Here is a 20,798-nt window from a genome sequence, read left to right as displayed (position 1 = left end):
ACGTCCCGGGGCCTAACCCCAGCCGAGTTCGTGGAGCCTGTCCTCCTCGATGCCGTGGTAGTGCCCCAGTTCGTGGACGAGCGTGACGACGATCTCGTCGTAGAGCTCGTCCTCGTCGCCGCAGAGCCGGGTGAGCGGGCCCTTGAAGAGCACGATGCGGTCGGGCAGCTGCCCGTACCCGTACGCCTCGCGTTCGGTGAGCGCCGTGCCCTCGTAGTAGCCGAGCATGTCGGAGCCGTCCTCGGGCTCGTCCTCGACGACGAAGATGAGGTTGTCGATGTTCTCGAGGAGGGGGGCCGGGATCTCGTCGAAGGCCTCCTCGACGAGGGCGTCGAACGCCTCGTCGCTGATGTCGAGGGCGGGGGAGTGCGGCGCGTCCATGCGCCGAGCGTACCGGCCCGCCATTAGGCGAACGCCCGGGACTCTGGCACAATATCCGATGCACCTTTCTGGCCGGAGCCCTCTACTCGTCCGGTCGGTAGGACCACAGGTTTGCAGGCGCGCGTGCCCCACACGTGCGCATGCCGCCCCAAACTTCACTACTCGAGGAGACCCCACAACAGTGGCAACCAAGATTCGTCTCAAGCGCATGGGCAAGATCCGCTCGCCCCACTACCGCATCGTCGTCATGGACTCGCGCCAGAAGCGCGACGGCCAGGCCATCGAGGAGATCGGCCTGTACCACCCGAAGAACGACCCTTCGGTGATCAAGGTCAACTCCGAGCGGGCGCAGTACTGGCTGTCCGTCGGCGCCCAGCCCACCGAGGCCGTCGTCGCCATCCTGAAGCGCTCCGGCGACTGGCAGAAGTTCACCGGCGACAAGTCGCCGGAGGGCATCGACCCCCAGCCCGAGCGTCGCGACCGCGAGGCCGAGTTCGCGAAGGCGCTGGCCGAGGACTCCGACGCCACCGCCCCCGCCATCTCCAAGGCGCGCAAGAAGGCTGAAGAGGCGAAGACCGAGGCCCCGGCCGAGGCGCCCGCCGCCGACGAGGCCGAGGCTCCGGCCGAAGAGGCCTGACAGTGCTCGCCGAGGCTCTGGAACACCTGGTCGCGGGGATCGTCTCGAACCCCGACGACGTCTCCGTGCGCGACAAGGACCTCCGCCGTGGGCGGCTGCTCGAGGTCCGCGTCCACCCGGACGACGTCGGCAAGGTCATCGGGCGTCAGGGCCGCACCGCGCAGGCCCTGCGCACCGTCATCACCGCACTGGCCGGCAAGGAACAGGTCCGCATCGACTTCGTCGACGTGGACCGTCCCCGCCGCCGCTGATGCTCGTCGAGGTCGTCGTCGGGAGGATCGGGCGTGCCCACGGGATCCGTGGGGATGTCTTCATCGACGTGACCACCGACGAGCCCGAGCGGCGGTTCGCCAAGGGGGCGACGCTGCGGCTCGAACGCGGTTCGAACATCGAGGTGGCTTCGGTGCGCTGGCACCGGGGTCGCCTCGTCGTCTCGTTCAAGGGCTTCGCCGATCGCACCGCGGTCGAGCAGCTCACCGGTGATCGGCTGTATGTCGATGTGCCCGCCGACGAGCGGCCGAGCGAGCCCGACGAGTACTTCGACCGCCAGCTGGTCGGCCTCGAGGTCCGCCGCGCCGACGGGGAGGCCGTCGGCAGCATCGCCGAGGTGCAGCACATGCCCACCCAGGACCTGCTCGTCGTGACCATGGGCGACGACGAGCGACTGATCCCGTTCGTGACGGCACTGGTGCCGACCGTGGACGTCGAGGGCGGCTACGTCCAGCTCGCCGACGTGGGGGGACTCCTGGAGGACGTCGAGTGAAGATCGACATCATCAGCATCTTCCCCGACTACTTCGCGCCGCTCTCGCTCAGCCTCGTGGGCAAGGCGATCGCCAAGGGCATCATCGACGTGGACGTCCACGACCTGCGCACCTGGACCCACGACCGCCACCACACCACCGACGACACGCCCTACGGCGGTGGCGCGGGCATGGTCATGAAGCCCGAACCGTGGGGAGAGGCACTCGACCACGTCGAGGCGACGGCCGACGGGCCCCTCACCGTCATCATCCCGACCCCGGCGGGCCGCCCGTTCACGCAGGCCACCGCCTACGAACTCGCCGCCAAGTCCCAACTCGTGTTCGCCTGCGGACGCTACGAGGGGATCGACCAGCGGGTCATCGACCACTGCCACGACCGCTACGAGACGCTCGAGCTCAGCCTCGGCGACTACGTGCTCAACGGGGGCGAGGTCGCCACCCTCGCCATGGTCGAGGCGATCGTGCGGCTGGTTCCAGGGGTGATCGGCAACCCCCGGTCGCTGCTGGAGGAGAGCCACTCCGACGGCCAGGACGCGCTGCTGGAGTACCCGAACTACACGAAGCCGCCGCTGTGGCGCGGGCGCTCCGTCCCCGAGATCCTCCTGAGCGGCAACCACGCGGCCATCGCCGCCTGGCGGCGCGAGCAGGCCACCGCGAGGACCAGGGCCCGGCGCCCGGAGCTCCTCACCGACTGAGCCCGGCGACCGCCCGGCACGAAATTCAGCACGGAATCGTGCGGAAAATCGTTGGTTGAAAATCTCATAACCATCTGATCACTAACCGACCCTCCTGCGCCAAACAGGGGCCCAACTTGGCTAGAGTGCGGGGCGTGACGACAACACTGACTACTCACCAGCGAGCAGTCCGGTCCACAGTGGTCAAGAAGTTCACCATGGCGGTGACCGGCTTGATCATGATCGGCTTCCTGCTCATGCACATGTATGGCAACCTCAAGGCGTTCAACGGGGCCGAAGCGTTCGACCACTACGCGCACTGGTTGAAGGGGGCCACCGAGGACGGCGGCATCCTCTACCCGATCATGCCCGCCGGCACGTTCATCTGGGTCTTCCGGCTCTTCCTGGTGGCGGCCGTCGTGCTGCACTTCTGGGCCGCCGCATCGCTCTGGCGGAAGTCGAGCCAGGCTGCCGGCCGCGGCTACCAGCGCACGGTCCGCAAGGCACAGACGTACTCCGCGCGCACCATGCGCTGGGGCGGCGTCATCGTGCTCGCCTTCCTGATCTTCCACCTGCTGCAGTTCACGATCATTCCCGGCACGTTCCACGCCGACCCCTCGAGCCCCTACTCGATGGTCGTCGCGTCGTTCAGCCAGGTGTGGATGGTCGCCCTGTACGCGGTGTCGATGATCCTCGTGTGCATGCACATCCGCCACGGCTTCTGGAGCGCGTTCGCGACGCTCGGGCTCAACATGTCGGCGCGCTCGCGCGGGATCCTCAACGGCCTGGCGTACTTCGTCGCGGTGGTGCTCTACGTCGGCTTCATGATCATGCCGCTGGCCGTGCTCTTCGGATGGATTGGGTGAAACCTTCATGACTACTGATGTGACCGAGAACCGTCTCGCGGGCGACGCAGCGCTCGACTTCTACACGCTTGGCGAGGAGATCGCCGACACGAAGGCCCCCGACGTGTCGATCGACAAGGTCTGGCAGACGCGCCAGTTCCAGGCCCGCCTGGTGAACCCCGCCAACCGCCGCAAGCTGTCCGTCATCATCGTCGGCACCGGACTCGCCGGTGGTTCCGCCGCGGCGACCCTGGGCGAAGCGGGCTACAACGTCCTCAACTTCTGCTACCAGGACTCGCCCCGCCGGGCCCACTCCATCGCGGCCCAGGGCGGCATCAACGCCGCCAAGAACTACCGCAACGACAACGACTCGACGTTCCGGCTGTTCTACGACACCGTCAAGGGCGGCGACTACCGCGCCCGTGAGACCAACGTGTACCGCCTCGCCGAGGTGTCCGCCAACATCATCGACCAGTGCGTCGCGCAGGGCGTCCCGTTCGCCCGCGAGTACGGCGGCCTCCTCGACACCCGCTCCTTCGGCGGCGTGCAGGTGCAGCGCACCTTCTACGCCCGCGGCCAGACGGGTCAGCAGCTCCTGATCGGCGCTTACCAGCAGCTGGAGCGCCAGATCGCGGCCGGCACCGTGAAGATGTACCCCCGCCACGAGATGATCGAGCTCATCGTCGCCGGCGGCCGTGCGCGCGGCATCGTCACCCGCGACATGGTCACCGGCAAGATCGAGACCTGGACCGCCGACGCGGTCGTCCTCGCCACCGGCGGCTACGGCAACGTCTTCTTCCTCTCCACCAACGCGATGGGCTGCAACGTCACCGCGGCCTGGCGCGCGCACCGCAAGGGCGCCTACTTCGGCAACCCCTGCTACACGCAGATCCACCCGACGTGCATCCCGCAGCACGGCGAGACGCAGTCGAAGCTCACGCTCATGTCGGAGTCGCTGCGCAACGACGGCCGCATCTGGGTGCCCAAGCGCGCCGAGGACTGCGACAAGGACCCGCGCCAGATCCCAGAGGAGGACCGCGACTACTACCTGGAGCGCATCTACCCCTCCTTCGGCAACCTGGTGCCCCGCGACATCGCGTCGCGGCAGGCGAAGAACATGTGCGACGAGGGCCGCGGCGTCGGCCCCGCGGTCACCGAGCGCGACTCCCACGGGGTCGAGCGCCAGGTGCGTCGCGGCGTGTACCTGGACTTCTCCGACGCGATCCAGCGTCTCGGCCGCAAGGCCGTGGAGGCCAAGTACGGCAACCTCTTCGACATGTACCAGCAGATCACCGGTGAGAACCCGTACGAGGTGCCGATGCGCATCTACCCGGCGGTCCACTACACCATGGGTGGCCTGTGGGTGGACTACGACCTGCAGTCGTCGATCCCCGGCATGTTCGTCGCGGGCGAGGCGAACTTCTCCGACCACGGCGCGAACCGCCTCGGCGCCTCGGCGCTGATGCAGGGTCTGGCGGACGGCTACTTCGTCCTCCCGAACACCATCAACGACTACCTCGCCGACGCGCCGTTCGAGAAGCTCTCCGACGACGACCCGGCGGTCGTCGAGGCCCGGGAGGCCGCCACCGCGCGCATCGAGAAGCTCCTGTCCATCCAGGGCAGCCGCACGGTCGACTCCTTCCACAAGGAACTCGGCCACATCATGTGGGAGTACTGCGGCATGGAGCGCACCGAGGAGGGCCTGATCAAGGCCATCGGCCTCATCCGTGCACTCCGCGAGGAGTTCTGGCGCGACGTGCGCGTCACCGGCGTGAACGAGGACTTCAACCAGGCCCTCGAGCGTGCGGGCCGCGTCGCCGACTTCATGGAACTCGGTGAGCTGATGTGCATCGACGCGTTGCACCGGCGCGAGTCCTGCGGCGGCCACTTCCGCGCCGAGTCGCAGACCGAGGACGGCGAGGCGCTGCGCCACGACGACGAGTTCCTCTACGTCGCCGCGTGGGAGTGGGGTGGCGAGGCGGGGAAGCCTGTGCTGCACAAGGAACCCCTCAACTACAAGGCAATCGAACTGAAGCAACGGAGTTACAAGTGAAGCTCAAGCTACGTATCTGGCGTCAGGCGAGCACCAACGCGCAGGGCAGGATGGTCGAGTACGAGCTCGACGGCGTGTCCGAGGACATGTCCTTCCTGGAGATGCTCGACCTGCTCAACGAGGAACTCACGCTTCGCAACGAAGAGCCGGTCGCCTTCGACCACGACTGCCGTGAGGGCATCTGCGGCATGTGTTCGCTCGTGATCAACGGCGTGGCCCACGGCCCGCAGCAGACCACGACGTGCCAGCTCCACATGCGGTCGTTCTCCGACGGAGCCACGATCGACATCGAGCCGTGGCAGGCGGGCCCGTTCCCGGTGATCAAGGACCTCGTCGTGGATCGCACGGCGCTGGACAAGATCATCCAGGCGGGCGGCTACATCTCGTCCAACACGGGATCCGCGCCGGACGCCCACGCCACGCCCGCCCCGAAGCGGGAGGCCGACATCGCGTTCGACAACGCCACCTGCATCGGCTGTGGCGCCTGCGTCGCGGCCTGCCCGAACAGCTCCTCCATGCTGTTCACGGCTGCCAAGATCACGCACCTCGCGATGCTGCCGCAGGGCCAGCCGGAGCGCTACCGTCGCGTGAAGTCGATGGTGGCCGCGCAGGACGAGCTCGGCTTCGGCAACTGCACCAACATCGGCGAGTGCGCCGCGGTGTGCCCGAAGGGGATCCCGCTGGAGTCCATCTCCCAGCTGAACCGCGACATGATGAAGGCGATGTTCAGGGGCGACGGCAAGTAACCTGTCCCGGGGACGCGGCGGCCGCTCGGCCGCCGCGTCTTCGCGTCCAGGGGGGATTTCTCCCGCGGGGCCGGATCTGGCATAGTTGTCTGCTGGCGCTCGATCCGGGCGCCCGCTCGATGCTGCCGGCTCCTGCCACAGGGGGGTTGCCCGGGACATCGAGGAACGCATCAGACCGTGGTGGCCTGTGGCACTGACGAGGTGGAAATCATGACCAACCAGTTGATCAAGGATCTCGACAAGGGTTCGCTCCGCGACGACCTTCCCGACTTCCGCGCCGGCGACTCCGTGAAGGTGCACGTCCGCGTCGTCGAGGGTACCCGCTCGCGTATCCAGGTGTTCGCGGGCGTCGTCATCGCCAAGAACGCCGGTGGTGTCCAGGAGGCCTTCACCGTTCGCAAGGTGAGCTTCGGCGTCGGCATCGAGCGCACCTTCCCGCTCCACAGCCCCATCATCGAGAAGATCGAGGTCGAGCGCCGCGGTGACGTCCGTCGCGCCAAGCTGTACTACCTGCGCGGACTGCGCGGCAAGGCTGCCAAGATCAAGGAGAAGCGCTTCTGAGAGCGCGACTGCGAGGCCACCGGGTGTCAACCCGGTGGCCTTTTCCTTTCGCGGCTAATATCGGTCGGTGTGAGTGAAGAACCCGCCGCCGACCCGGCGGAGCAGCAGAAGACGTTCGGGCAGCGCGTGAGGGGATGGTTGCTCGAGACCGTCATCATCTTCGTGGGCGCGGTGGTCATCGCTGCCCTGCTGCGCACCTTCGTGGGTCAGATGTTCATCATCCCCTCCGGGTCGATGGAGAACACTCTGCAGATCAACGACCGGGTGCTGGTGTCGAAGTTCGGTGGGTTCCAGCGCGGAGACGTGGTCGTGTTCGAGGACCCGGGGGGCTGGCTGAACATCGAGAAGCCCGCGCCGGGACCGCTGCAGACCGCCCTCGAGTTCGTCGGCGTGCTGCCCAACAGCGGCACCGACCACCTCATCAAGCGCGTCATCGGCATGCCGGGCGACCACGTCCTGCTGAACGGCGACGGACGGATCGAGGTCAACGGGCAGCCGCTCGACGAGACGGCCTACCTCTACGCCCAGGACGGTGTCCAGGTGGCGCCCGCGACGGTGCCGTTCGACGTCGTGGTCCCCGCCGACCACATCTTCGTGATGGGTGACCACCGAAACGCCTCCGGCGACTCGCGCTGCCGGCTGGCGGCCATCAGCCAGGGCGAGGCGCCCGGCTCGAGCGCGTTCATCCCCGTCGACGACGTGGTCGGGGCGTCGGTGGCGATCGTGGCGCCCCTCGACCGCCTGTCGACGTTCCAGATCCCGACCACCTACGCCTCGGTGCCCGAGCCCGCCGAGGCCGCGCCCGAGCGTCCGGTGCTCAACCACGTGGAGCCGGGCTGCTGATGGTCAGGCTCGGTCGCGGCGCCTACTCCTACGAGCGAGCCCTGGCCCGCTCGGGGCTCGGGCCCGTCGCCGGCGCCGACGAGGCCGGCCGCGGGGCGAGTGCGGGCCCGCTGGTGGCCGCTGCGGTCGTGCTGGACCCCAACCGGCCCATCTCGGGCCTGGACGACTCCAAGGTGCTGACCGCCGCCGCGCGTGACCGCCTCTTCGAGGACATCCGACGGCGGGCCGTCGCGGTCGCCTGGGCCGAGGTCAGCCCGCGGGAGTGCGACGAACTCGGCATGCACCACGCCGACATCCAAGCGCTCCGCCGCGCCATCGGTCGCCTCGACGTCCGACCCAACTTCGTGCTCACCGACGGCTTCCCCGTCGACGGGCTCGGCGTCCCCGGCCTGGCCATGTGGAAGGGCGACAAGGTGGCGGCGTGCGTCAGTGCCGCCTCCATCGTCGCCAAGGTCACCCGTGACCGCATCATGGCCGCCATGGACGCCGAGTACCCCGCATACGGGTTCGCCATCCACAAGGGCTACAACACCGCCCTGCACCAGAACGCGCTCGCGCTGCACGGACCCTGTCGCATCCACCGCTACCGGTTCGCCAACGTCCGCGCCGCCGATGGCGCCGCCTCGGGCGCAGGGCTAGAGTGAGGGGACTATGAGCGCTGAAGATCTTGACGAGTACGAGGCGAAGCTGGAGCTCGACCTGTACCGCGAGTACAAGGACGTCGTGGGCATCTTCACCTACGCCGTCGAGACCGAGCGGCGCTTCTACCTCTGCAACGCGGTAGACCTGAAAGTCCGCACCGAGGGCGGCGACGTGTACTACGAGGTCTCCATGGGCGATGCCTGGGTCTGGGACATGTACCGGCCGGCGCGGTTCGTGAAGTCCGCCAAGGTCCTCACGTTCCGCGACGTCTCCATCGAGGAGATCGCCCACTCGGAGTTCCAGGTGCCGGAAGGCCGCTGATGCCGTCGGCCCGTCCTCGGGGCGGTAGCCTCGGGGCGTGACCACCTCAGCGCTCGCGCGGATCAACCGCGGCCGGTTGCTCCGAGCCCTCGCCCACTCGGAGCCGCGCTCGCGGGCCGAACTCGCCGAGGAGACCGGCCTTTCGGTGGCCACCGTGTCGCGGGCGGTCGCTTCGCTCAGTGCCCTGGGGCTGGTGACGCAGTCCGAGGCCGCCGATCCCACGGGCGGTCGCCCGAGGACGCTGGTGGCCTTCGGCGACGGCGCGGCCACACTCGTCGTCGACGTGGCCGACCGGCACACCGAGGTGGCGGCCATCTCCCTGACCGGCGAGACGCTGGAACGACGCCTCGAGGAGGTCGAAGCGGGCCAGGACCCGGAGGCGCGGCTGACGCACACCCTCGCCACTATCGACGCCGCCGTGGCGGCCTGGCCCCCCGGACGCCGGCTCCTGGGCCTGGGGGTCGGCGTGCCCGGGCCGGTCGACGAGAGGGGCGTGGTCGAGTTCGCCCCCGCGATCGGCTGGAGGGAGGTGCCGCTCGGGCCGCTGCTGCGCGAGCGCCTGGGCATCCCGGTGGCGGTCCACAACGACGCCAACCTCATCGCGGTGGCGGAGTCCGAGTTCGGAGCCGAACCGCGCCCGCGGTCGCTGGTGGTGCTGGCGGTCTTCGACGGCGTGGGATCCGGGATCGTCGTCGACGGGCGCCTCTGGGAGGGGGCCACCGGCGCCTCAGGGCAGCTCGGGCGAATGCTGCTGACGCTGCCAGCGGTACGGAACGTCTACGAGGGCTTCGGCGACCTCGAGTCGCACCTGGGCACGAGCGCCGTCGCCGAGCGGGCCCTCGAACTCGGCATCGCGCTCGACCCCGCGGGCGACGTGTGGGGACAACTGCTCGTCGACCTTCCCCCGACCGATCTGCGGGCCCGCGGGCTCGCGTCGGACGTCCTCGACGAGTTCGCGATGGCGCTGGTCAACGTCTGTGCGCTGATCGACCCGGAGGCGATCGTGCTGGCCGGGCGGTTCGCCCCGATCGCGGACGCCGTCGTGCCGGAACTGCACCGCCGACTCACACGGCGCGTGCTGCACGTCCCCCGGATCTTCCCGCAGACCACCGCGGCACCCGGCACCCTGCTCGGCGCCGCCCTCGCCGCCGAGCGAGCGTTCGGCCCGCTCGAGCAGTTGCTGGACACGCGGACGTAACGATTTCCGAAAGTACTCCCGGCGCCCGGCCGTCGGCTTGTAGCATGTCTTCATCACTTCGTCGCAATCTGCAAATAAGGCGGCGAGACCTCATCGGGGAGGAAACATGAGAAGGAAGTTCGGCACCGTCCTCGCCGCGCTGACCGCGGTCACGCTCGGTCTGGCGGCATGCTCCACCGTCGGCGAAGACGGCGAGACCACAGAGCCCACCGGGACCAGCAGCGCCACCGAGGGCGGCGAGGAACCGGCGGCGGGCCCGTTCACGATCGGCGTCAGCAACGGCTTCGTCGGATCCGAGTACCGCACCCAGATGATCCAGGACATCGAGGAGGCGGCCGCGCCCTACCAGGAGGAAGGGCTGCTCGAGGACCTGGTCCTCGAGAACGCGGACACCGACGTCAACGGGCAGATCCAGCAGGTGCGGAACCTGATCAACTCGGGCGTCGACGCGATCATCATCAACCCCAACTCCGGGACCGCGCTCGACGCGGTGTTCCAGGAGGCGGCGGACCAGGACATCCTCGTCTTCGCGATCGACCAGGCCGTGGAGAGCGAGTCCGTCATCAACGTCGGCATCGACCAGGCCGCCTGGGCCCGTACCTCGGCCGAGTGGCTGGCGGAGCAGGTCGGCGAGGGCGGCAACGTCGTCGTCGTGAACGGCATCTCGGGCCACCCGGCCAACGAGGCCCGCTGGAACGCCGCGAAGGAGGCGCTGGAGGCGGGCGGCGTCAACATCCTCACCACGGTCGACGGCGGCTGGGACCAGACGACCGGTCAGCAGCAGATGACCACGCTGCTGTCCACCTACCCGGAGATCGACGGCGTCTGGACGCAGGACGGCATGGCGCAGGGCGTGCTGCAGGCGCTCATCGAGGCGGGCAAGCAGAACGACGTCATCGTCTCCGGCGAGGCCCGCGGCGGCTTCATGCGCCTGTGGGAGGAGCACGGACTGGACTCCGTCGCGGTCGTGAACCCGCCCGGAACCGGTGCCACCGCACTGCACTTCGCGATGGGCATGCTCCAGGGCCAGACCATCAAGGACGACGCCCTCACCGACGGGCACAACGTCGTCCTCGAGTTGGAGCCCACCATCACCAACGAGAACTTCGACGAGGTGTGGGCCGAGCACAAGGACAAGCCGGACACCTACGTCCTTGACTCGATACTGAGCAAGGACGAGGTCGGCCAGATGCTCGAGTGACCCGTGCCGATGATTGAGGTCCGCGACGTCGGCAAGCGCTACGGCGGCGTCGTGGCACTCGCGGGCGCGCGGTTCGCGGCGGAGGCCGGCGAGGTCCACGGCCTGCTGGGACCCAACGGGTCCGGCAAGTCGACGATCAACAAGATCCTCGCCGGCTCGGTCCGCCCCGACACCGGTTCCCTGTGGGTCGACGGCCGACAGGTGCAGCCGGGGTCGCCGACGGAGTCCGCGCGACTGGGCATCGGCGCGGTCTACCAGCAGTTGACCGTCATCCCCACCCTCGACGTCGAGCAGAACCTACTGCTGGGGACCGAGCCCGGCAGGTGGGGGCTGCTCGACCGACGGGCCGGTCGTGAGCGGGCGTCTGCGATGCTGGAGCGGCTGCGGCCGGCGCTGGGGGAGCACGTCGGCCCGGGGTCGCTCGTAGGGGACCTCTCGCCTGGGCAGCAGCAGTTGATCGAGATCGGCAAGGTGCTGCTGCGCCGGCCGCGGATCCTCATCCTCGACGAGGCCACCGCCTCCCTCCACCGGCCCCAGGTCGACCTCCTGTTCGACATCGTCCGCGAGCTTCGGGAGGACGGCGTCTGCGTGCTCTTCGTCTCCCACCGGCTCGACGAGATCCTGCGGATCTGCGACCGTGCGACGATCCTCCGCGCCGGCCGGCACGTGGCGACCGTGGACCTCGCCGACACCCGGCCCGACGAGCTCGTCCGGCTTATGGTGGGCGAGAAACTGGCCGAGACGACGAAGGTCCCCTCGGCCCGCCGCGACGAGGTGGTGCTCCAGGTGGATGACCTGCACGCCCCCGGTGTCGCGGGCGTGAGCCTCAGGGCCCATGCGGGGGAGATCATCGGGCTCGGGGGGCTGCAGGGCCAGGGGCAGTCGGACCTGCTGATGACGATCTTCGGCGCGCTTCCGCGGACCGGGGGAACCGTCACGTTCCGCGGCCGCCGGCTGGGTCACTACCGCGCGGCGCGCGCCGCCCGCATGGGGTTCGCACTGGTGCCCGGCAACCGTGGCACGCAGGGCATGTTCTCGCTGCGCTCGATCCAGGAGAACCTGTCCATCGTCTCGCTGTGGCGTCGCACCATGGCGGGGTTCGGGATCTCCATGCGCCGGGAACGCTCCGCCGCGCGCGAGGCGGTGGAGAGGTTGGCGATCCGGCTGGGGTCGCTCGACGACCCGGTCTCCAGCCTGTCCGGCGGGAACGCGCAGAAGGTGATCGTCGCCAAGTGGCTCCTGAGCGACCCCGTCGTGATCCTGCTCGACGACCCCACCAAGGGGGTCGACGTGGGCGCCAAGGCCGAGATCTACCAGATCATCCGGACGCTCGCGGCGGAGGGCTGCACCATCGTGATCAACTCCTCCGACGACCGTGAGCTGGCCGTGCTGAGCGACCGCGTCCTGGTGTTGTTCGAGGGTGCCGTCGTCGCGGAGCTCGAGGGCGAGGAGATCGACGAGGAACGCCTCGTCAGCTCCGCGCTGCTGGTCTCCGCGAGGGCCGACCGGGAGGTGTCCGGATGACCGTCCGCACCGACGCCGGCGACGCCCTGAGACGCCTGACGACGACCCACCTGCCGTCATGGATGCCGTGGCTCCTGCTGCTCGTCGCGGTGGCGCTCTCCGCCACGCTGCGCGACAACTTCTTCTCCCAGTACTCCATCTCCTCGACGTTCGCGACGTTCGTCCCCCTCGTGCTCGTGGCCGTAGGTCAGGCCATCGTCATCATCGGTGGGGGACTCGACCTCTCGATCGGCGCGGTGGCCGCGCTGTCGTCCGTCGTCGCGATCACCGTCATGGGTGGTGACGACGGCCGAGTGTTGCTGGGGGTCCTCGCCGCGCTGGCCACGGGCATGGCGTGCGGGGCGGTCAACGGCCTCATCGTCGCGGGCCTCCGGCTCCAGCCACTGATCACCACCTTCGCCACCGCCTCGGTGTTCGGCGGCGTGACCCTGTGGGTGCTCCCGACCCCCGGCGGCCGCGTGCCGGGCATGATCACCGGCACGTTCCGGCTGGCGATCGTGGGGATCCCCGTCACCGTGTGGCTGGTCCTGCTCGTGGCGGCGGCATGGTTCCTGCTGAAGCGGACGCGACTCATGCGTCACATCTACGCCATGGGCGGCGACCCCGCCGCGGCCTACGCGTCCTTGGTGCCGGTGCGGCGCAGCCAGGCGCTCTCCTACGTCCTCGCCGGCGCCTTCGCGGGCCTGGCGGGCCTGGCCATCCTCGCCAACTCCGGATCGGGCGACCCCTTCATCGGCGGCGCGATGGCGCTGGACTCGGTGGCGGCGGTAGTGATCGGCGGCATCGCGCTCCGCGGAGGCATCGGCAGCCCGCTCGGCGCCATCGGTGGCGCGATGGTGCTGTCCCTCGCCTCCTCCATCCTCTTCTTCGTCGGTGTGCCGTCCACCTACCGTCCCTTGGCCGAGGGGCTGGTCGTGATCGCGGCCTTGGCGCTCTCGGCCCTCAGCGATCGGAGGAAGACATGACCGCCACCGTCGAGGCCGACCAGCGTCGTCGCGCGCTGCCCGGCTGGGTGCGGAGCCCGATCCTCGTGGCGGCCGTCCTGTCGGTTGCCCTCATCGTCGTGGGCGAACTCGTCTCACCGGGCTTCGGCTCCTACGGCCAGGTGGTGGCGATGCTGCGCGTCGCCGCCTTCCTCGGGCTCATCGCGGTCGGCCAGACGATAGTGATCCTGTCGGGCGGCGCGGGCATCGACCTGTCCGTGGGGAAGGTGGCCACGCTCGCCGCGATCATCGCCTCCCGAGTGATGCAGGGCGACGACGCGCAGACGGCGTCGGGGATCCTGCTCGCGCTGGCGGTGTGCGCCCTCATCGGACTGGCGAACGGGCTCGGCGTGGTCTACCTGAGGATCACCCCCTTCGTGATGACCCTCGGGATGATGGGCGTCGTGCACGGCCTGATCCTTGCCTACACCGGGGGCGTGGCCGACGGACGGGCCGCCCCCGCGCTGGTCTCGCTGGTCAATGGCCGCGTCTTCGCCAACATCCCCGGGGTGGTGCTGATCTGGGTCGTCGTGACCGTCCTGGTCACGCTGCTGCTGCGGCGCACGAAGCCCGGCTGGGACCTCTATGCGGTGGGCGCGAACCGCGTCTCCGCTGAGCTGTCGGGCGTGCGGGTGAACCGCACCGTGGTGGGTGCCTACGTCGCGTCCGCCTGCTTCGCGGGCCTCGGGGGCATCTTCATGGTGGGCTACACGCAGACGGTGTTCCTCAACCTCGCCGACGATCTCACCCTCCCCTCGATCGCCGCCGTGATCATCGGCGGCACCCTGCTGTCGGGTGGGGTCGGTGGTTACGTCGGCAGCGCCATCGGCGCGGTGGTACTCACCGTCCTCACCAACCTGTTGACCACCCTGCGGATGGGCGAAGCCTCCCGCACCGTCGTCAACGGGCTCGTCTTGATCATCCTGCTCGCGTTCTACGGACGCGGGCGTCGCCTGCGAAGTTGAGAAGGGAAACGCTATGACGCAGCGCAAGGTACTCGGGGTCGGCATCGTCGGCGCCGGATTCATCGGGCACTTCCACGCCCAGGCGTGGCAAGGGGTGCGCGACGCGGACATCGTCGCGGTCGCCTCCCGGACGCAGGAGTCGGCCGCGGACCTCGCACGGGAAGCCACACGGCTCGGCGTCGGCAACGACGTGGCCGTGCACGCCGACGCCGCCGCCCTGGCCCGCGACCCCCGCGTGGAGGCGATCTGGGTCCTGGTGCCCAACGACGTGCGGGTGGAGACGGTCCGCGCCATCTGCGACGAGGTGACGTCCGGCCGGGCGCAGCTCACCGGGATCGCCATCGAGAAGCCGCTGGGCCGCACCCTCGCGGAGGCGCGCGAGGTATTGCGCCTGGTCGAGGAGGCCGGCCTGCTGCACGCGTACCTGGAGAACCAGGTGTACTCGCCGGCCATCACCCGGGCCCACGAGCTCATCTGGGCGCGTGGGGCCGCCGTGGCGGGCAACCCGTACCTCGCCCGCTGCGCGGAGGAGCACTCCGGGCCGCACAAGGCCTGGTTCTGGGACGGGGTGCGGCAGGGCGGCGGCGTGCTCAACGACATGATGTGCCACTCGGTGGAAGCGGGCCGCTACCTGCTCACGCCGCCGGGAACCGACCCGTCCGAGTGGCTGACGCCGCTGTCGGTGTCGGCGTCGATCAAGTCGCTGAAGTGGTCTCGCCCCGACTACGCCGAGGCGCTGATGGACGCACACCCCGGGGCACCCGATTACCGGGACCGCCCGTCCGAGGACTACGCGAGGGCGTCGTTCGAGTTCCGGAACGGCGACGGCGAGACCGTCATCGCGGAGGGGACGACGTCGTGGTCCTACGTGGGGGCCGGGCTACGTCTCAGCTTCGAGCTCCTCGGCCCCGAGTACTCGATGGCCTCCGACACGCTGCGCACCGAGTCGCAGATCTTCCTTTCGCGGGCGCTCGAGCAGCGCGAGGGGGAGGACATGATCGAGAAGCAGAACGCGGAGCAGGGCCTCATGCCCATCGTCTCCGACGAGTCGGCCGCCTACGGCTACACGGCCGAGAACCAGCAGGTCACGGCGCACTTCCTGCGCGGCGAGCAGCCTCTGGAGTCGCTGCGCAACGGCGTGGCGGTGGTGGAGCTGCTGATGGGTGCCTACCTCTCGGCGCAGACGGGGCGGACCGTGCACTTCCCCGCGGACCTGGACGGCTTCGTGCCCGACGTCGCGAAGGGCACCTGGAAGGGCTGACCCTTCGCGGCGCCCCGGCGGCGAACCGGGCCTGTGGACAACGGACGCGGCGGGTGCGATGTCGCCACCATGTGGGCGGAGGTGCTCACATGGTCCGATTGGGCAAGGTTTCCCGGGCGCTCGGGAATCACGGAGAACGATGCGCGGCGCGCTATCTCGAGACGCTGGGGCTCGAGATCGTAGAACGCAACTGGCGATGTCCACGCGGCGAACTGGACATCGTCGCGTTCGATCCTGCGGAGGACACGCTGGTCTTCGTGGAGGTCAAGACGCGTTCGGGCCCTGGGTTCGGGAGCCCGCTGGAGGCCATCACCTACGCGAAGGCGCGACGGCTGTACCAACTCGCGCTGCTGTGGCTCGGCTCCAGCGGCCGGCGTGCGCGGCACATCCGCGTCGACGGGGTGGGCGTGCTGTTCGGCGGGGGCGCCCCCCAGATCTCCCACATCCGCGGGATCGCCTCGTGAGCGCCACGGCGTGGTGCATCGCCCTGCAGGGGCTCGAGGGCACCAAGGTGGAGGTGGAGGCCGCCACCAGCATGAACCTGCCGAAGACGGTGTTCGTCGGTCTGCCGGACACCGCGCTCAACGAGGCGAAGGAACGCGTCAAGCACGGCGTGAAGTCATCGGGCATGAAGTGGCCCGACGGCGTGGTCACCATCAACCTGTCGCCGGGCTCGGTGCCCAAGTACGGCACGCACTACGACCTCGCGATCGCGGTCGCGGCGATGTCGGTCGAGGCCACCAACGAGGTCCGCACCGAGCAACTGCCCCGGATGGTGATGTTCGGCGAGCTCGGCCTCGACGGGCGGATCCGCCCGGTCAGTGGCATCGTCCCGCTGCTGCTCGCCGCGTCGAAGCACGGGTTCTCCACTGCGATCGTCCCCGCGGCGCAACTCGGCGAGGCGGAGTTGGTGCCCGGCATGGCGACGTGGGGTGCCGAGCACCTGCTGGAAGTCCTCCGCATCCTCGCCGGACATCCCACGAGCCACCGGGCCGACGCGCCGGCCGCGGGGGAGACGTCGCCGGGCATGCTCCGGGATCTGGCGGACGTGCAGGGCAACGAGGACGGAAAATTCGCGCTGGAGGTCGCCGCAGCCGGACGCCACCACCTCTTCCTGCACGGTCCCCCCGGCGTGGGCAAGACGATGCTCGCATCACGGCTCACGTCCATCCTGCCGGACCTCACGCCGGACGAGGCGATCGAAGTGTCGGCGATCCATTCGCTGGCCGGACGCAGCCTCACCGACGGGCTCATCACCCGGCCGCCCTACCAGGACCCCCACCACACGGCCAGCCGGCAGAGCATCGTGGGAGGAGGCGGTCGCGAGATCCGGCCGGGGGCCATCTCATTGGCCCATCGCGGCGTCCTCTTCCTCGACGAGGGGCCCGAGTTCGGGCAGAAGACGCTCGAGTCGCTGCGGGTCCCGCTGGAGAACGGCTCGGTGAGCATCGGGCGGGCGATGAGCCAGGTGACGTTCCCCGCGAGATTCCAACTCGTCCTCGCAGCCAACCCCTGCCCCTGCGGGTTCTCGGGCGTGGTGGGCAAGGAGTGCATGTGCCCACCGTTCCGGGTCCGCCAGTACCAGGACCGGCTGAGCGGACCCATCCTCGACAGGGTCGACATCATGCATTCCATGCCGGCCCTCAACCGGTTCCTGGCCATCGACGAGGTCCCTCGCGAGTCGAGCGCCACCGTGCTGGCGAGGGTCGTCGAGGCCCGCGACCGGCAGCGGCGACGCCTGCGCGGTAGCCCGTGGTCCACGAACAGCGAGGTGCCCGGTTCCTACCTGCGCAAGGCGCTGCCCGTTCCGGCGGACCTCGGCCCGGTCAACCGCGCGCTCGCACGGGGGACGCTGAGCCCCCGTGGCGTCGACAAGGTCCTGCGGGTGGCCTGGACGCTCGCCGACCTGGCGGGCAAGGACACGGTGGGCGCCGTGGAACTCGGCGCAGCCATGCAGCTGCGCCTCGGCGAGACGGCGAGGGCGGCATGATGCTCGACGAACGCACCGCGAGGATGGCGCTCTGCGCGCTGGGCCATCTCGGCGCCCCGAAACTCACCCGGCTCGTCGAGGAGGAGGGGCCGGCCGACGTGTGGCAGGCCCTGCTCCAGCGCGGCGAGGAGTCGATGTGGGCCCGCCGCGCGAGGGCGATCGACCCGGCGCAGATCGAGAGGGAGACCGCGCGTTGCGGCGCGCGGTTCCTCATCCCGGGCGACGAGGAATGGCCCGCCGGGCTGGACGACCTCATCACCGCGGAGGTGGGGGAGCAGACCGGCCGGCCGTTCGGGCTCTGGGTCCGCGGCGCCCCGCTGCCGGACCTGACCGGCGGCGTGGCGATCGTCGGCGCGCGGGCGGCCACTCACTACGGGCAGAACGTGGCGCTGGAGCTCGCGGCGGACCTCGCTGCCGAGGGCCGCTCCGTGGTGTCGGGGTTGGCGTACGGGATCGACTCCGCCGCGCACCGGGGCGCGCTCTCCGTCTCCGGCCACACGGTGGCGGCGGTGGCCGGTGGCGTGGACCGTCCCTACCCGGTGGGCAACCTGGCGCTGGCGGGCATGATCCTGCGCGACGGCGCCGTCATCTCGGAGCTACCTCCCGGACACCAGCCCACCCGGCCGGCGTTCCTGGCGCGCAACCGCCTCATCGCCGCGCTCACCGGAGGGTTGGTGGTCGTCGAGGCGGCGCTCCGGTCCGGTGCCAGGAACTCGGCCGCCTGGGCGAGTGAGCTCGGTCGCGTGTTGATGGCGGTGCCCGGCCCGATCACCGCGGCCACGTCGCAGACGCCGCACCTCCTGATCCGCGACGGGCAGGCGGTGCTCGTCGCCGAGGCCCGGGACGTGCGCGAACTGCTGTCGCCGCTGGGCGCGGTTCCCGACTCGAGGCGACGTGACGACGCCACGCCCCTCGACCGGCTGCCCGCCGAACTGCGCGACGTCCGCGAGGCCATCCGAGCGGGGGAGGAGGTGGGAGCAGCGGTCCTGGCGGCCCGCACAGGCCTCGCGGTCACCGCCTGCCTTTCTGCGCTGGGCGAGTTGGGTGAGCTCGGCTGGGTCGAGCAGGGCGACGAGGGCGGCTGGCGATTGCCTGGGCGATGCGTGCCGCAGGTGTCCTAGAAGGGCGATGGGGCGGCGGCCGACGCCGCCGCCCCACCGTCATGGGTGTTCGGTCACCTGGTCCGGGTGAAGCTGAACTCGGGGCTCCGCAGCACGTCGCCGTTCGGAAGTGCCGTGGCCACTCGCCAACGGTAGGTCCCCGGCGTCGTGGCGCCGTAGGTCAGCGGGATGGCGTAGTAGCCGGTGCTGGAGGTCAGGCGCTCCTGCGACTTCGCCCAGCCGCCGCCCAGGTTGACCTCGGTCCAGGTCTGGAGCGACGGTCCGCCCGCGACCGTGCCCCACACGTAGGCGGTCGTGCCCAAGGGGGCGCTGCCGGCGGAGGTGGCCGTGGGACGGCCCACGCGCTGCAGGGTGAACTCCCGGGTGCGCTCCACCTGCCCGAACGAGTGCTCGACCCCGACGCGCCAACGGTAGGTGCCTGGAGTCGTCGCGCCGTAGGTGAGCGGGATGCTGTAGGAGCCGTCAGCGGACGTGGTGGACACCTGCGAGCGCGACCAGCCGCTGCCGGCGATGTAGACCTCGGTCCACACGCGCACCGGCGCCGACGTGGAAACCCGCCCCCACGTGTAGGTGGCCAGGCCCGTCTGCTTGTAGCCGGCGGACGCCGCCGTGGTGCGCGCCACTCGTCGGAGGGCGAACTCGGCGCTGTACTCCACCTGCCCGGAGGTGTGCCGGACACCGACGCGCCACCGGTACGTGCCCGGGGTGTTGGCGCCGTAGGTGAGCTGGATGCTGTACGCCCCGCTGGGCGAGCTCGTCGTCTGCTGCGACCGGGACCAGCCCGAACCCGGTATGTACACCTCGGTCCACACCGGCACCGCAGAGGCGGTGGTCACCTGGCCCCACGTGTAGGTGACGTCCCCCACGAGCTTGGCGCCGGCCGAGGCCGCGGTGATGCCGCGGGTGGCCCCCTCGTCGAGGAAGGCGTAGTTGGCAGGCGCGAACGCGAGGAGCGCCTGGGGCGTCGCCCGGATCGCCCCGCTCCGCTGGGCGCTGGTCAGTTCGCCGCCGGTCCATCCGTCACGCTGGGTGCGCAGGAAGGCGATCGCGCCGGCATCGGGGCCGGAGGGGTACGTCAGAGCCGCGACGAAGTCGGCGGCGCGCTGCGCGGCCTCCGGGGCTGCGTCGCGCAGTGCGGCGGCCGCGAGACCGGTGCTGTTGGAGTTGGCGGTGGGCGTGAACCGGGAACCGGGGAAGCCCCCGGAAGCCTCCTGCATCGAGGCGAGCCACTTGCGCCCGCGCTCGAGGGGCGCGGCGGCCGCGTCGATGCCGGCCTCATCGGCCGCCTCCAGCGCGAACAGCGCCAGCGCCGTGCCGTCGACGTCATACCCCGACCCGGCGGCGTCGCACGTCTTCCCGTCGGTGTAGTACATCCGGAAGTACCCGGCCGAGCACTGCTGGTCGGCGAGGAACGAGACCGTGGCGGCGGGCAGCTTGCCCTGCTGGGCCAGCCCGATCATCACGAAGGCCTGGGAGAAGAGGTTCTTGCCGGTGTCACCGGGGCCGCCGTCGACCTTGCCGGTGGCGTCGACGGAGCGCTGCGCCAGGGCGACGAGGTCCTTGCCGTGGAAGTTCGTGACCGGGTAGTCGCTGACGTGGGCCGCCACCAGCGCCTTGCCGACCATGCCCGTGGTGACGGAGCCCTGGTACTCCAGCCGGTCGCCGATGCCGCCCATCGCGTCGAGGATCGGTTTGACCTCGGAGGGGGTCTCCCCGGCGGCACGCATGCCGAGCACCGTGTCGAGGCTGAGGCCGTAGTCGGCGGTGCCGAACTGTTGGATGAGGTTGCCGCTCAGCTGCGACCGGAGCCAGGCGACGCTCGCGTCGGCCTTGGCCTGGTCGCCCGTGAAGGCGTTGGCGGGTGCCGCGGTGACGACCAGCAGCAGGAGCGCGCTGAGGAGCGCAAGGAATTGGGGGAATCGGCGTCGCACTGTGACGTCCCTTCGCGTTGAAAGAAGTAATGGCGACTGGTCTTGGTCCGACTGTAACGGTTGCGCGTCAGCCCGGAATCCCACCGGCTTCTCCACCAGTCCGGGGCTCAATCTAGCACCGTCGGCTCACGGCGCCGCTCCCGGCCCCGGACGGGAGG

At 70.0% G+C, this 20,798-nt stretch carries 22 protein-coding genes; 20 read left to right on the top strand and 2 right to left on the bottom strand.

The features are described from left to right. Positions 1-12: 12 nt before the first annotated feature. A complete protein-coding gene (locus BLR46_RS05430) occupies positions 13-381 on the bottom strand; it encodes a metallopeptidase family protein (protein WP_093249729.1) in 369 nt (122 codons plus the stop codon). A gap of 181 nt (positions 382-562) precedes the next feature. On the opposite strand from BLR46_RS05430, the gene rpsP reads away from it, so the two are divergent. The 20 genes from rpsP to BLR46_RS05335 all read left to right on the top strand — a co-directional run bounded on the left by rpsP (position 563) and on the right by BLR46_RS05335 (position 18,709). Further along, a complete protein-coding gene (rpsP, locus tag BLR46_RS05425; RefSeq protein WP_093249727.1) occupies positions 563-1,018 on the top strand; it encodes a 30S ribosomal protein S16 in 456 nt (151 codons plus the stop codon). A 2-nt stretch (positions 1,019-1,020) separates the two neighbouring features. Continuing rightward, positions 1,021-1,269 (top strand): RNA-binding protein, encoded by a 249-nt coding sequence (locus BLR46_RS05420; RefSeq protein ID WP_093249724.1) that lies wholly within the window; start codon positions 1,021-1,023, stop codon positions 1,267-1,269. After that, positions 1,269-1,781, top strand: a complete 513-nt coding sequence (rimM, locus tag BLR46_RS05415) for a ribosome maturation factor RimM (RefSeq protein WP_093249722.1) — start codon at positions 1,269-1,271, stop codon at positions 1,779-1,781. The genes BLR46_RS05420 and rimM overlap by 1 nt, the downstream gene beginning before the upstream one ends. After that, a complete protein-coding gene (gene trmD, locus BLR46_RS05410; protein ID WP_093249720.1) occupies positions 1,778-2,476 on the top strand; it encodes a tRNA (guanosine(37)-N1)-methyltransferase TrmD in 699 nt (232 codons plus the stop codon). The genes rimM and trmD overlap by 4 nt, the downstream gene beginning before the upstream one ends. Before the next feature lie 179 nt (positions 2,477-2,655). Further along, positions 2,656-3,321: a succinate dehydrogenase cytochrome b subunit gene (locus tag BLR46_RS05405; protein WP_425441384.1), complete on the top strand. Its 666-nt coding sequence runs from the start codon at positions 2,656-2,658 to the stop codon at positions 3,319-3,321. A 7-nt stretch (positions 3,322-3,328) separates the two neighbouring features. Continuing rightward, complete coding sequence (locus BLR46_RS05400; protein ID WP_093249718.1) at positions 3,329-5,353, top strand: fumarate reductase/succinate dehydrogenase flavoprotein subunit; 2,025 nt, start codon at positions 3,329-3,331, stop codon at positions 5,351-5,353. Then, entirely contained in the window at positions 5,350-6,099 is a 750-nt protein-coding gene (locus tag BLR46_RS05395) for a succinate dehydrogenase/fumarate reductase iron-sulfur subunit (protein ID WP_093249717.1), read from the top strand. Before BLR46_RS05400 ends, BLR46_RS05395 begins: the two co-directional genes overlap by 4 nt. Positions 6,100-6,309: 210 nt before the next feature. Then, complete coding sequence (gene rplS, locus BLR46_RS05390; RefSeq protein ID WP_093249715.1) at positions 6,310-6,660, top strand: 50S ribosomal protein L19; 351 nt, start codon at positions 6,310-6,312, stop codon at positions 6,658-6,660. A 69-nt stretch (positions 6,661-6,729) separates the two neighbouring features. After that, a complete protein-coding gene (lepB, locus tag BLR46_RS05385) occupies positions 6,730-7,503 on the top strand; it encodes a signal peptidase I (protein WP_093249707.1) in 774 nt (257 codons plus the stop codon). Beyond that, the gene (locus BLR46_RS05380; RefSeq protein WP_176761703.1) at positions 7,500-8,147 is read left to right on the top strand and encodes a ribonuclease HII; all 648 of its coding nucleotides are present in this window, start codon (positions 7,500-7,502) and stop codon (positions 8,145-8,147) included. The genes lepB and BLR46_RS05380 overlap by 4 nt, the downstream gene beginning before the upstream one ends. 7 nt (positions 8,148-8,154) lie before the next feature. Further along, on the top strand, positions 8,155-8,466 hold the full coding sequence (locus BLR46_RS05375) for a DUF2469 domain-containing protein (RefSeq protein ID WP_093249704.1): 312 nt from the start codon (positions 8,155-8,157) through the stop codon (positions 8,464-8,466). Between the two features lie 37 nt (positions 8,467-8,503). Then, a complete protein-coding gene (locus tag BLR46_RS05370; protein WP_093249702.1) occupies positions 8,504-9,664 on the top strand; it encodes an ROK family transcriptional regulator in 1,161 nt (386 codons plus the stop codon). 106 nt (positions 9,665-9,770) lie between these two features. Then, positions 9,771-10,865: a substrate-binding domain-containing protein gene (locus tag BLR46_RS05365; protein WP_093249699.1), complete on the top strand. Its 1,095-nt coding sequence runs from the start codon at positions 9,771-9,773 to the stop codon at positions 10,863-10,865. 9 nt (positions 10,866-10,874) lie between these two features. Further along, complete coding sequence (locus BLR46_RS05360; protein WP_093249698.1) at positions 10,875-12,389, top strand: sugar ABC transporter ATP-binding protein; 1,515 nt, start codon at positions 10,875-10,877, stop codon at positions 12,387-12,389. Further along, positions 12,386-13,354 (top strand): ABC transporter permease, encoded by a 969-nt coding sequence (locus BLR46_RS05355; protein WP_218118358.1) that lies wholly within the window; start codon positions 12,386-12,388, stop codon positions 13,352-13,354. Before BLR46_RS05360 ends, BLR46_RS05355 begins: the two co-directional genes overlap by 4 nt. After that, positions 13,351-14,337 carry an ABC transporter permease gene (locus BLR46_RS05350; protein WP_093249697.1) on the top strand — a complete coding sequence of 329 codons (987 nt, stop codon included), beginning with the start codon at positions 13,351-13,353 and terminating at the stop codon, positions 14,335-14,337. Before BLR46_RS05355 ends, BLR46_RS05350 begins: the two co-directional genes overlap by 4 nt. Before the next feature lie 13 nt (positions 14,338-14,350). Further along, a complete protein-coding gene (locus BLR46_RS05345; protein ID WP_093249696.1) occupies positions 14,351-15,598 on the top strand; it encodes a Gfo/Idh/MocA family protein in 1,248 nt (415 codons plus the stop codon). 89 nt (positions 15,599-15,687) lie between these two features. After that, on the top strand, positions 15,688-16,062 hold the full coding sequence (locus BLR46_RS15250; RefSeq protein WP_218118357.1) for a YraN family protein: 375 nt from the start codon (positions 15,688-15,690) through the stop codon (positions 16,060-16,062). Next, complete coding sequence (locus BLR46_RS05340; RefSeq protein WP_218118356.1) at positions 16,059-17,588, top strand: YifB family Mg chelatase-like AAA ATPase; 1,530 nt, start codon at positions 16,059-16,061, stop codon at positions 17,586-17,588. Before BLR46_RS15250 ends, BLR46_RS05340 begins: the two co-directional genes overlap by 4 nt. Then, on the top strand, positions 17,588-18,709 hold the full coding sequence (locus BLR46_RS05335; RefSeq protein WP_176761677.1) for a DNA-processing protein DprA: 1,122 nt from the start codon (positions 17,588-17,590) through the stop codon (positions 18,707-18,709). The genes BLR46_RS05340 and BLR46_RS05335 overlap by 1 nt, the downstream gene beginning before the upstream one ends. A 53-nt stretch (positions 18,710-18,762) precedes the next feature. Here BLR46_RS05335 and BLR46_RS15040 read toward each other — a convergent pair whose 3' ends face one another. After that, entirely contained in the window at positions 18,763-20,640 is a 1,878-nt protein-coding gene (locus BLR46_RS15040; RefSeq protein WP_093249693.1) for a hypothetical protein, read from the bottom strand. Positions 20,641-20,798 lie beyond the last annotated feature (158 nt).

Source organism: Tessaracoccus oleiagri, from assembly GCF_900103275.1.
Classification (GTDB): domain Bacteria; phylum Actinomycetota; class Actinomycetes; order Propionibacteriales; family Propionibacteriaceae; genus Arachnia; species Arachnia oleiagri.
This window is presented reverse-complemented; position numbering and strand designations above follow the sequence as displayed.

Bases quoted from the DNA above. Each gene is read 5' to 3' on its own strand.
- BLR46_RS05375 (WP_093249704.1), top strand. From the start codon at position 8,155: ATGAGCGCTGAAGATCTTGACGAGTACGAGGCGAAGCTGGAGCTCGAC.
- BLR46_RS05360 (WP_093249698.1), top strand. From the start codon at position 10,875: ATGATTGAGGTCCGCGACGTCGGCAAGCGCTACGGCGGCGTCGTGGCA.
- BLR46_RS05355 (WP_218118358.1), top strand. From the start codon at position 12,386: ATGACCGTCCGCACCGACGCCGGCGACGCCCTGAGACGCCTGACGACG.
- BLR46_RS05400 (WP_093249718.1), top strand. From the start codon at position 3,329: ATGACTACTGATGTGACCGAGAACCGTCTCGCGGGCGACGCAGCGCTC.
- BLR46_RS05350 (WP_093249697.1), top strand. From the start codon at position 13,351: ATGACCGCCACCGTCGAGGCCGACCAGCGTCGTCGCGCGCTGCCCGGC.
- rimM (WP_093249722.1), top strand. From the start codon at position 1,269: ATGCTCGTCGAGGTCGTCGTCGGGAGGATCGGGCGTGCCCACGGGATC.
- BLR46_RS05430 (WP_093249729.1), bottom strand. From the start codon at position 381: ATGGACGCGCCGCACTCCCCCGCCCTCGACATCAGCGACGAGGCGTTC.
- BLR46_RS05365 (WP_093249699.1), top strand. From the start codon at position 9,771: ATGAGAAGGAAGTTCGGCACCGTCCTCGCCGCGCTGACCGCGGTCACG.
- BLR46_RS15250 (WP_218118357.1), top strand. From the start codon at position 15,688: ATGGTCCGATTGGGCAAGGTTTCCCGGGCGCTCGGGAATCACGGAGAA.
- rplS (WP_093249715.1), top strand. From the start codon at position 6,310: ATGACCAACCAGTTGATCAAGGATCTCGACAAGGGTTCGCTCCGCGAC.
- BLR46_RS05345 (WP_093249696.1), top strand. From the start codon at position 14,351: ATGACGCAGCGCAAGGTACTCGGGGTCGGCATCGTCGGCGCCGGATTC.
- BLR46_RS05335 (WP_176761677.1), top strand. From the start codon at position 17,588: ATGCTCGACGAACGCACCGCGAGGATGGCGCTCTGCGCGCTGGGCCAT.